Below are 10,289 nucleotides of genomic sequence, written 5' to 3' on the forward strand. Positions count from 1 at the left end.
CCCCTGGGCCGGGTGCTGGCCGAGGCAGCAGAGGACATCGAACTGCTCCTGGTGGAGGTGGACCCGGCGCTCATCGACCAGGCCCGGACGGCGTTGCCGGTGCTGGAGAACGCGCGGCAGATCTAGCCTTCCACCCCCAGCGCACGGCGGTTGCCGGTGGGGAGGGCCCGTTGGCGGGCGAACTTCACAGTGGGCGGACTGGACAGCCCTAGTAGAATTAAGGCTGGAGGTGTTCATGACTCGTCGACCTACTCGCGTGCGCGGCGAACTCGAGCGCGAACTGATGCAGATCCTGTGGGACAGCACTGAACCGTTGGGGATCCGCGAAATTCAGGATGTCTTCACCGGGCATATCCCGGCCTACACCACGTTGATGACTTCCCTGGACCGGCTGGAAAAGAAGGGCCAGGTCATCCGCATCGAGGAAGGCCCGCGCAAGATCCGCTTCCGGCCCACCCATTCCGGCGGGGAGCACACCAGCCTGGCCATGACCGCCGCACTCAATGCCTCGTCGGACAGTGAGGCGGCCCTGCTGCGCTTCGCCGGCAACCTTTCCGATGAGCACCTTGACCTGCTGCGCCAGGCCATCGGCCCCAAGAGCGCGAAGCAGAAAACCCGGTAACCACCATGTTGGTTGCACTCTGCTTCGGCGTCACGGCCATCGCCCTGCTGCTGTTGGCCCCGGTCGCCCTGACCACCGGCCAATGGCAGGTACGCCGGCCCAAATTGGCGTTGGCCGGCTGGTTCGGCTCATTCTTCATCGGCGCGCTGTGCGCCGGCGCCATGGTGGTCAGCCTCGTGGTCGCCGCCGTCACCACAACCGCCTCGACCAGCCTGACCAAGGCCGTGGCGACCGCGGTATTCTCCTGGCTCGCCTTGGCCGTAGCCGGTGCGATCATTGCCCTGGTCTTCGCGTTCACCGAACCGTTGAACGCCTCCCAGCGTGCCACCCTGCGAAAGATGGCGCCCACTGCGGTGTCCCGCGAGAAGCGGGATGAGTTCACCTTCGTGCGCTTCGAGGTCGCCGAACCGGTCGCGTGCGCCGTGCCCGGGCGGCTGCCCCAGATCCTGGTGTCCACCGGGCTTGAGGACCTGCTCAGCGCCCCGCAGCTGCAGGCGGTGCTGGCCCATGAATACGCCCACCTGCGTCACCGCCACGGTTGGGTGGTGCGCATCGCCGAGCTGAACGCCTGTGCCTGCCGCGCTTCTTCTCCGCCGGACACCGTCTCAAGCAGGCGACCTTGCTGCTGGTGGAATTGGCCGCCGACGACACCGCGGCCAAGCAGGCCGGGGCCGTCAATCTGGCCAACGCCCTCTGGCACATGTCCCAGGAGACCGGGGATGCGGGAATGCTCTTGCGGGCTCAACGGCTGACACTGCGGCGCTGGCCCCTGGCAGCACGCTGCCAGGTGCCCGACGCGATCCGGATTTAGGCCGAGGCGGCCGCCGGGGACTCCAGCTCGGTGGCGCGCTCTTGCTCCTGCAACCAGTTGAGAACCTGGCCCACACCTGCTCCCCCACTCCGCGGCGCATCAGCGTGGTGGCCAATCTTCTTTAGCCCCAGCTCGCTGGGCTTTACTGTGCGGCGCTCAACCTGCGCATTGCCCAGGTGAGCAGTGAGCCGGTCCATCTGTTTGGGCGAGGCCCACAAATCATCGCTGGCCCCCACCGCCAGCACCGGAATCCTGACCCGATCGGAGCGGGCTTCGGCTTCCATGCTCGGGTCGTCAAAGAAGTATTCGCGCTTCTGCGTCCACCTGGACCACTCAAACAGCGCGGCGGCCGGAATATCCTCACCCAGCGTCAGTTTCTTGCCCGGCATGTATCCCAGCAGCCTGGTCAGCAGCGGCCCAAAGACGGTCAGGACCAGGCGCACCCGCAAACGCTCCTGCCATGGGCTGATGGTGCGTATGGCGGCAATATGGCTGGAGACCATGACCGCTACGCTGAGTTTCTCGGTACCGTAGTCCAGTACCAGCGCGTGTCCCCCACGCTGTGCCCGATGGCGTAGTGCGGCAGGTTGGGATAGCGGCCAGCCGCCCAGTCCGCGACGGCCGCCACGTCCTGCTGGATCCAATCCCGCATGCGGATTTGCGGGTGGGCCTTGGCCTCACCCGATAACCCGGTACCGCGGAAGTCATAGGTGATGGTCAGCAGGCCCGCTGCGGCCGCATATTCGGCAAAGGCCCGGTAGAAGCCCTGCGGCGTCGCGGTCGCCGAGTGAACGAGCATCACGCCCACGGGTTGCTGGCTGGGCTTGTAAATGGTCGCGGCCACCCCGTCACGAACGGTTACGGGTATCCGCACATGCTCACGAATGACTGCTTGTGTGTCCATGATCACCATGGTAGCCATAAGTTACTAGCTAGTAAACAAGTTGACCCAGACGCCCCGGACGCCGGCTGCCCGCCACAGCGGTTCTACCCCTCGCGGGAGACCGGCGAAGGACTTGGCACACCGGACGCTTCCCCACCCTCGCCAGGGATCGGGTCCTCCTGGGAGAACTGGGTCCGGTACAGCTCGGCATAGCGGCCGGCGCGCCGCAGGAGCTCGCCATGGGTTCCGCGCTCAACGATGCGGCCACCTTCCACGACCAGGATCTGATCGGCGGAGCGGATGGTGGAGAGCCGGTGGGCAATGACCAGGGCGGTGCGGTTCTCCAGCGCCTCACCGAGCGCCGCCTGCACGGCGGCCTCGTTAGCGGAGTCCAGTGCGGCGGTCGCCTCGTCGAGAATGACCACCTGCGGCGCCGCCAACAGCAGGCGCGCAATGGTCATCCGCTGGCGCTCCCCTCCCGAAAGCCGGTAGCCGCGTTCGCCGACCACGGTTTCCAGCCCATCCGGCAATGCCTGGATCGTGGGCTTCAGGCGGGCCCGCTCCAGCGCCTCCCAGATCTCCTCCTCCGTGGCATCGGGCTTGGCCAAACGCAGGTTGGCGCCGATGGTCTCGTGGAACAGGTGTCCATCCTGGGTCACCATCGACACAGTGGCACGCAGCGATTCAAGCGTCACCTTCCGCACGTCCACTCCGGCAAGTTCGACACTGCCGCTATCCACGTCGTAGAGCCTCGCCAGCAGGGAGGCGATGGTGGATTTCCCGGCGCCGGAGGAGCCAACCAGCGCCACCGTGGAACCGGCAGGAATTTCAAAGTCGATGTCATGCAGCACCGTCTGCCCACCGCGCGTATCCAGCACCGCGACGTCCTCCAGGGACGCCAATGAGACCTTCTCGGCGCTGGGGTAGGCGAAGGAGACGTGGGAGAACTTCACCGGAACCGGACCGGGGCCCAGGGCCCGCGCGTCGGGGGCGTCGGTGATCAGCGGCTTGAGGTCCAGCACCTCAAAGACCCGGTCGAAGCTGACCAGGGCACTGGTGATTTCCACCCGCGCGTTGGCCAGGGCGGTGAGCGGAGTGTAGAGGCGCGTCAGCAACATTCCCAAAACCACCACGTCACCAGGGGCCAACGCCCCACGCACCGCGTACATGCCTCCCAAGCCATATACCAGGGCCAGCGCGAGCGCAGCCACCAGGGTCAGCATCGCAACGAAGAAGAACTGTCGCATCGCGGTCTTCACCCCGATGTCCCGCACCCGGCCGGCGCGCAGGGCAAAGTGTGCTGATTCATCGGCCGGGCGACCGAACAGCTTGATCAGCGTGGCACCTGGCGCAGAGAAGCGTTCGGTCATCTGGTTGCCCATGGCGGCGTTCAGTTCGGCGGATTCCTTGCGCAGCACGGCCACGGATTTTCCATAGCGGCGGGCCGGCAGCAGGAAGACCGGCAGCAGCACCAGGGCCACCAGGGTGACCTGCCAGGAGGTGGAGAGCATCACCCCGGCGGTGAGCACCAGCGCCACGCTATTGGACACCAGACCGGACAAGGTCCCGGCGAAGGCAGCCTGCGCGCCGATGACGTCATTGTTCAGGCGGCTGACCAGCGCGCCGGTTCGGGTCCGGGCGAAGAACGCGACCGGCATCTTTTGCACGTGGTCGAAGACCGCGGTGCGCAGGTCATAGATGATTCCCTCACCCAGCCGGGAGGAGAACCAGCGCACCACCACGGAGACCACGGCATCGAGCACCGCCACCACCGCGATGACCAGGGCAATGGTCAGAATTGTCCTGATGCTGCTCTGGGCGACGATCTCATCGACAATGCGTCCGGCCAGGACCGGGGTAATGACCGCCAGCACCGCCGAGAGCACCGAGAAGAGCACGAATACCAACAGCCGGCTCTTGTAGCGGGCCGCGAAGGCCAGGACCCGCCGTGGGGTGGTGGGCGCGTAGGCCTTGCCCTTGTCCCCTGACATTCGCCACAGCGAATGCCAGGCCGCGTTTTCCATGCTCATTATCTGTTGCGCTCCAGCTCAGGGTCTTGCCGGGACTCTCCGTCTGCTCATGGCGGGATGTCCCCAGGAAATTCTTGGCCCGCCGGTGCGGGCCTGTCGATGGCATAACGCCTTTGCAGGCCGAACACTTCCCGAACGCCCCACAATCGGCTTCGAGCATACTCGTTAACGGACCGAAGCCCCGGCCACATTGCTGTGGTCGGGGCTTCGGTCAAGGCCCGGGTATCGGGCTAGTGCCTTGGATGGGGGCCACTGTCCGCGTCACCGGCTTCGGAGGATGAGTCCTCCTCGACCGGTGTTTCAGCGTCCGTCGCGTCAGTGGCCTGAACTTTTGGATTGGCTTAGCTGTTGCAGCTCAATCTGTCCCGTCATCACTTGCTCGAACTCTTCGCTCGTGACGACCGGGATCTCCTGCCCGTCCTTGTCGATCAGCCTGCCGTCCTCGAAGCTGTCGCCTTCCAGCAGTCCGCAGATTTCCTCCTGCTTGACCATGCGCGGCGGAGCGGCGGCAAAGACCGAGCCGTCCTTGCCCATCGAGCCGCGCTTGAACTCGTTGAACAGCAGGTTCAGCAGGACGGCCATGATGGCGGCCGAGGAGATGCCCGAGTGGAAGATGGTTTCGAACCAGGTCGGGAAGTTCTCGTAGAAGTCGCCCTTCACGATCGGCAGGCAGCCGAAGGCGATCGAGGCGGCCACGATGACCAGGTTCGCGCTGTCGTACTTGACCTTCGACAGGGTGCGGATGCCCGAGGCGGCCACGGTGCCGAACAGGACGATGCCTGCGCCACCCAGGACCGGCATCGGAATGGCGGCGACCACGCGGCCCAGGATGGGCAGCAGGCCAAGGACCACCAGGATGCCGCCGCCGGCGGCCACCACGAAGCGGCTGGTGATGCCGGTGATGGCCACCAGGCCGACGTCTGCGCGAAGGCGGACTGGGTGAAGGTGTTGAAGATCGGGCCACCACGGAGGAGGCCATGTCGGCGCGCAGGCCGTCGGCGATGCGCTTGGAGTCGACCTTGGTCTTGGCGATCTCGCCCACGGCCAGGATGTCGGCGGTGGTTTCGGTCAGGATCACCAGGACCACGATGGTCATGGAGATGATGCCGCCGATTTCAAAGACCGGCCAGCCGAAGGCCAGCGGCTGCGGGAAGGCGAAGAATGCGCCCTCGCCGACATTGGAGAAGTCAGCCATGCCCAGCATCGCCGCGGCAACGGTGCCGATGACGATGGCCAGCAGGATCGAGAGGCGGGACAGTGCCGCGCTGCCGACCTTGGAAAGCAGCAGCACGATGAGCAGGTGCCGGCGGCGAGGCCAATGTTGGCCAGGGAGCCGTAGTCCTCAGACTTGGCATCTCCGCCCATGGCCCAGTTCGCGGCGACCGGGGTCAGTGAGACACCGATCATCGTGATCACCACGCCGGTGACCACTGGAGGGAAGAACCTGATGATGCGGGCAAAGAATGGGCGATTAGGAAGCCAATGAGCGATGCGACCAGCACTGCGCCAAACACGGCCTGGATACCACCACCACCATTGACGATGGCGACCATGGTGGCCACCGAGGCGAAGGAGGTGCCCTGCACCAGCGGCAACTGGGCCCCGAAGAACGGGATGCCCACGGTCTGCAGGATGGTGGCCAGGCCGCCAACGAACAGACAGCTGGCAACCAGCACACCGATTTCGGTGCTGCTCAGGCCAGCGGCGCCGCCGATGATCAAGGGTGGGGCGATGATGCCGCCGTACATGGTCAGCACATGCTGCAGACCGTAGGCAAAAGTCTTGCCCAGAGGTAATTTCTCGTCCTCGGGACGCTGCCTTTTGATAGATTCTGAGTGCGCAGCGCTCATGGCTGACCTCCTTGTAGTCAGTCGCTGCCGGGATGTGCCCGTGTTGCACCACGGGCACATCCCAAGCACGGAGTTGGGTTAGATAAACGCCGGGACGTTGGCCCAGATGGCGTGGTTGGCCGGCACACCTTCACGGGTGACGGTAGCTTCGATCAGACCGTACGGGCGGTCAGCGGCGAAGAACACTTCGTTCGGGTTGTCCTGGCCAAACGGCTCCAGGTCAACCAGGAAGTGGTGCTTGTTCGGCAGGGACATCTTGACCTCCGCGATCTCCGGGTGCGCTTCCAGCACGGCCTTGCCCATTTCGAACATGGTCTGCTGCAGTGCGTAGGAGTGGGTGTCGGCGAACGCGGTCAGCAGAAGCTTGCGGACCGAGTTGTACACCGCGTCGTAGTCGATGCCGGCCTTGATGGCCTCGGCATCGTAGCGCCAGCGGGCGCTGACGTCGGTGGCCAGGATGCGATCGCTGGTTTCCTTCAAGGTGGTGTACTTGTCCACCGGGAAGCCGTGGAACTCGCTGCCGGTCGACTTCAGGACGGTCAGGTCCTCGATGCCGGCGACGATGTTCTTCTCACCGTTTTCGCTGATTTCCAGCACGGCGGTGCGGAACTCGGACTTGTTGCGCGAGAAGGCGTGGTCGTGATCGTTGATGCGATCCCAGAAGTACTCTTCAGCTGCCCAGCGGCCGCCGGTGATCCACTCGAACTCACCGGTGAAGTGCTCACCGAGGTTGATCAGGAATTCCTCTACGGAGCGCACGCCATTGCGCGCCAGGCCGTAAACGGTGTTCTTCTGGGTGTCGGTGGGGACAACGCGGCCGTTGTCGCCATCGATGTGCGCGGCGGTGAAATCGCCGTGCAGCTGGCTGGTGACGTTCAGATCCTGGATCTGGTGACGGTCGGTGTCGCGGGTGATCTTCACCAAACGGACTTCGGCCTTGCCGTACTGGTTCTGGCCCAGGACAATCTTGGTGTCGGTGGCTGCCGGTGCGGTTGCTTCGGTAGTCATTGTTCTAACTCCCTCGGTACGTGGAATATGCAAACGGGCTGATAAGAAGAGGTACGTGGTAATGCTCATCGACGTTGTTTACGTAGAAGTCGATGCTTACCGCGGGGAAGAAGCTTTCCGTTCCCTGCTTCCCGAAGTAGGCGCCGGTCTCGAAGGAGACCCGGTAGTGCCCGGCTTCAACCTGTATCGGTCCCAGGTTCTTGATGCGGCCATCCGCATCGGTTGAACCGGATCCGATTTCTTGCCAGCCGGATGCCGTCTTGGCTTCCAGCGTGGCCTTGACACCGGAGGCAGGCCTCCCGGTCCCGGTGTCGAGTACATGGGTGGTGATGTGACTGCGTTCAGTCGAAACATCTGCCATTGATAACTAACTCCTTGGTTAAGGCGTCTTCTGGTGAGGTCGGTGGCGGTCTAGTTCTGGACCGCGTTGGAAAGACGCAGCACTGCGATGGCCCGCAGCTGCTCGGCGACTTCCCGAAGTTCGGTGTCGTCATCGTTACCCAGGCGGCGTTGGCACTCTGCGAGGATCTCCTCGGTGGTGCGTCCGGCGGCGCGGATCAGGAAAACGCGGGAAAAGCGTTCCTCGTAGGCCCGGTTCGCTCGATGAGGCGGGCGTTGACGTCTTCGTCCAGGTTCAGGGCGGCCTGTTCGTTGCGCGAGAGCTTGGCTTCGGCGCTTTCGCCGGCCGCACGCTCCCCGATACGGGGGTGGTGGGCCAGGGCTGCTTCGATCTCCTGGGCGGTAAAGGGATTGGCACTGCGTTCTGCGGCCTGCGTGAGGTCGCTGACGTCAGTGAAGGGACGTGCAGCAATCAGCTCGTTAACCCAGCGGTCGATGTCAATGCAGGGGCGCAGGACGTCGGCGGCCTCAGAGTTATCCAGCGAATTGAACACTGCAAGTTCCATGGGTGATCAGCTACTTTCAGAAAAAGTCGAACCTCCACGTTCCGGTCGCTGACACCCTTACCACCGGCTGGCAGTGCCGGCTTCGACTCGATGTTTCTGGATCGTGGAATCTTTGTTCCACTACTGTAAGCCACCTCACAGGTGTTCCGTCAAGTGGTTCAGGTCACGAAGTTTAACAAGTATGACTTAATCGGGTTTCTGCTCGCGTTAACTAACAATTTTGGGTTTACCCCTTGTAATGCCCTCGGAAGCCCGGCATACTGTTTCACACAATAAAACTTAAGTTCCACATCTTGGAATTTACGAACACCCCAAGGAGGGTCGCATGACCGCTATTTCATCGGCAAATACGAATTGTTCCAAGGAAGAGCCAATGGTCCTCGCGGCCACCGAGGCGCTGCGCACCGGCTTGTTCCAGCCTGTTCCGTGCGTGGACCCGGACCTCTCCCCTCGGCTGAAGATCACCGAGGTGACCCCCGGATTCTGGGATCGGCTGTTGCGCCGGTAGGAGTGCGGGCCGCGAGGCATCAAGACCACGTAGAGATCATGTCCCTGAGGCGTCGGGCATGGTCTTTACGTCTTTAACGGGTCATTGCGCACATTCCGCCGACCTGCCACGGATCGAAGCTAAATCCAGCTCGATACTAGAAATCGGCGGTACCGGATCCCAGTTTTCTTCATGGCTGCCGTTGAATGGTATCGACCTATTTCAGGAAGAGCTGCGAGAGCGCGGGTAGAACAACGACGGAGAGCACGCACGTAATCACAATGGCCAGGGCCGTGGGTTCCCCGTCCCCGGTATCGGCCTGGGCCATGATGTACGCGGTGGCCGAGGTCGGCATCGCCGCCATTAAGATGGCGGTATTGAACCACAAGGGATCCAGCTCCGGGGCCAGCAGCAGGAGCAGTGCGACCGTCAGCAGTGGAAGCGCCACCAGCTTGCCCAAAACCATCAAGGGCATCATCGCCCGTGATCCTGGTTCGCCGGCGCCGGTCGGTACCCCGCGTTGCCGCAACCGCTGCACAGTGCGACGCAGCGACAACCCAATGGTGAACAATGCGCCGGGAGCGGCCGCGGCGGCCAGCAGGTCGACGGTCTCATCCAATGGCCCCGAAACGGGCAACTGCCAGATGGCAACGGCGCCGCCAAGCAACATGGCCCACGTCACCGGGTTGTAAACCAGCGCCTGGCGGATGGTGCGCAGGATCCGCCCGCCGCTGGGCTTGTGCGGGTGGGCGTACCAGCCGGCAGCATGAGCTGCGCGAGCACGGGGAACCCCACCATGAAGATGACGTTGTGCACCAGCTGGCCCATTCCGGCGGCAAATCCCGCCGACGGGCCAAGCACCCCAAGGATCACCGGTATCCCCAGGTAGGAGACGTTACCGAAGCTGGTGGTCAGCATCCCGGCCATGGCGCGGGGCGCTGAACAACGCACGAGGTATCGGTAGGTCACCCAACACAGGAGCGCGAATCCCAGGGCAGCGCCGGCACTGATGCCCAAAAAGGCTCCCGGAACGCCCTCGCTGACATTCGCGTGGGCCACCACACGATAGAGCAGCGCGGGCAAGGCAACGTAGAAGACAAAGACGTTCAGGCTGGCTCGACGCTGGCGGGAAACTTCGGTGAGTAGCTCGCGCCATAACCGACGAGCATCACGAAGAACAGCGGCAATACGCCATAGAGTACGTCGAGGAACACGCCTCTCCTTATTTTTCCTTCTGTGGGCTCTTCAAGGGTAGTAGTCCATGGCCGGGGAATAGGAAACGGTGGCCACACGCTCCTTCACGGGGAAGGGGTGTGGCCACCGTTTGCCGGGAGTCCCGCCGGTTGAACCGTTGGGTGGGTGGTTAGGCGTCGCCGCCAGCGTTGCCCGAACGTCCCGCGTTGGGGTTGTTCAGGTCATACTTCTGATGCGCCTTGATCGGGGTATCGGCCGGGATCTCGCCCCGCTCAGCCAACGCCTGCAGGGTCTTGACGACCAGGGAATGCGCGTCGATCTTGAAGAACCGGCGCGCCGCGGCCCGGGTATCACTAAACCCAAACCCGTCCGCTCCCAGGGTGTGGTACTCACCGGGCACGTAGGGGCGCACCTGTTCAAGCACCGCCCGCTGGTAATCACTGGTCGCGATCACCGGGCCGGTCGCCGATTCCAGCTGACCGGTCAGGTACGGGGTCGG

General features: G+C 63.7%; 10 protein-coding genes and 3 pseudogenes. 3 read left to right on the top strand and 10 right to left on the bottom strand.

From position 1 onward, the window contains the following. Positions 1-256 precede the first annotated feature (256 nt). On the top strand, positions 257-622 hold the full coding sequence (locus JCM19049_RS04450; protein WP_279402456.1) for a BlaI/MecI/CopY family transcriptional regulator: 366 nt from the start codon (positions 257-259) through the stop codon (positions 620-622). A 5-nt stretch (positions 623-627) separates the two neighbouring features. Beyond that, positions 628-1,374, top strand: coding sequence for a M56 family metallopeptidase (locus tag JCM19049_RS04455; RefSeq protein ID WP_054820932.1), 747 nt, complete (start codon positions 628-630; stop codon positions 1,372-1,374). A 55-nt stretch (positions 1,375-1,429) separates the two neighbouring features. On the opposite strand, the gene JCM19049_RS18615 is transcribed toward JCM19049_RS04455, so the two are convergent. The 7 genes and pseudogenes from JCM19049_RS18615 to uraD all read right to left on the bottom strand — a co-directional run bounded on the left by JCM19049_RS18615 (position 1,430) and on the right by uraD (position 8,109). Further along, a complete protein-coding gene (locus JCM19049_RS18615; RefSeq protein WP_279402457.1) occupies positions 1,430-1,876 on the bottom strand; it encodes a hypothetical protein in 447 nt (148 codons plus the stop codon). Positions 1,877-1,941: 65 nt separating this feature from the next. Further along, positions 1,942-2,337: a serine aminopeptidase domain-containing protein gene (locus JCM19049_RS18620; protein ID WP_279402458.1), complete on the bottom strand. Its 396-nt coding sequence runs from the start codon at positions 2,335-2,337 to the stop codon at positions 1,942-1,944. 83 nt (positions 2,338-2,420) lie between these two features. Continuing rightward, positions 2,421-4,346: an ABC transporter ATP-binding protein gene (locus tag JCM19049_RS04465; protein WP_054820933.1), complete on the bottom strand. Its 1,926-nt coding sequence runs from the start codon at positions 4,344-4,346 to the stop codon at positions 2,421-2,423. A 315-nt stretch (positions 4,347-4,661) separates the two neighbouring features. Further along, positions 4,662-6,196, bottom strand: a pseudogene (locus tag JCM19049_RS04470) (nucleobase:cation symporter-2 family protein). A 78-nt stretch (positions 6,197-6,274) separates the two neighbouring features. After that, positions 6,275-7,204, bottom strand: a complete 930-nt coding sequence (pucL, locus tag JCM19049_RS04475; RefSeq protein ID WP_054820934.1) for a factor-independent urate hydroxylase — start codon at positions 7,202-7,204, stop codon at positions 6,275-6,277. Between the two features lie 4 nt (positions 7,205-7,208). Continuing rightward, positions 7,209-7,565 carry a hydroxyisourate hydrolase gene (gene uraH / locus JCM19049_RS04480; RefSeq protein WP_054820935.1) on the bottom strand — a complete coding sequence of 119 codons (357 nt, stop codon included), beginning with the start codon at positions 7,563-7,565 and terminating at the stop codon, positions 7,209-7,211. A gap of 50 nt (positions 7,566-7,615) precedes the next feature. Beyond that, a pseudogene (gene uraD / locus JCM19049_RS04485) lies at positions 7,616-8,109 on the bottom strand (2-oxo-4-hydroxy-4-carboxy-5-ureidoimidazoline decarboxylase). A 325-nt stretch (positions 8,110-8,434) separates the two neighbouring features. Between uraD and JCM19049_RS18625 the strand changes: the two are divergent. After that, positions 8,435-8,617 carry a hypothetical protein gene (locus JCM19049_RS18625; RefSeq protein WP_138176192.1) on the top strand — a complete coding sequence of 61 codons (183 nt, stop codon included), beginning with the start codon at positions 8,435-8,437 and terminating at the stop codon, positions 8,615-8,617. A gap of 196 nt (positions 8,618-8,813) precedes the next feature. On the opposite strand, the gene JCM19049_RS04490 is transcribed toward JCM19049_RS18625, so the two are convergent. The 3 genes and pseudogenes from JCM19049_RS04490 to JCM19049_RS04500 all read right to left on the bottom strand — a co-directional run. Continuing rightward, positions 8,814-9,278, bottom strand: coding sequence for an AEC family transporter (locus JCM19049_RS04490; RefSeq protein ID WP_054820936.1), 465 nt, complete (start codon positions 9,276-9,278; stop codon positions 8,814-8,816). Next, positions 9,275-9,679, bottom strand: a complete 405-nt coding sequence (locus tag JCM19049_RS04495) for a hypothetical protein (protein WP_054820937.1) — start codon at positions 9,677-9,679, stop codon at positions 9,275-9,277. The genes JCM19049_RS04490 and JCM19049_RS04495 overlap by 4 nt, the downstream gene beginning before the upstream one ends. A 280-nt stretch (positions 9,680-9,959) precedes the next feature. Then, a pseudogene (locus JCM19049_RS04500) lies at positions 9,960-10,289 on the bottom strand (pyruvate dehydrogenase (acetyl-transferring), homodimeric type); the annotation flags it as partial.

The sequence above is a fragment of the Arthrobacter sp. JCM 19049 genome (assembly GCF_001310435.1).

Coding starts and splice junctions, on each gene's coding strand:
- JCM19049_RS04455 (WP_054820932.1), top strand. CDS start 628: ATGTTGGTTGCACTCTGCTTCGGCGTCACGGCCATCGCCCTGCTGCTG.
- JCM19049_RS18620 (WP_279402458.1), bottom strand. CDS start 2,337: ATGGACACACAAGCAGTCATTCGTGAGCATGTGCGGATACCCGTAACC.
- JCM19049_RS04465 (WP_054820933.1), bottom strand. CDS start 4,346: ATGAGCATGGAAAACGCGGCCTGGCATTCGCTGTGGCGAATGTCAGGG.
- pucL (WP_054820934.1), bottom strand. CDS start 7,204: ATGACTACCGAAGCAACCGCACCGGCAGCCACCGACACCAAGATTGTC.
- uraH (WP_054820935.1), bottom strand. CDS start 7,565: ATGGCAGATGTTTCGACTGAACGCAGTCACATCACCACCCATGTACTC.
- JCM19049_RS18625 (WP_138176192.1), top strand. CDS start 8,435: ATGACCGCTATTTCATCGGCAAATACGAATTGTTCCAAGGAAGAGCCA.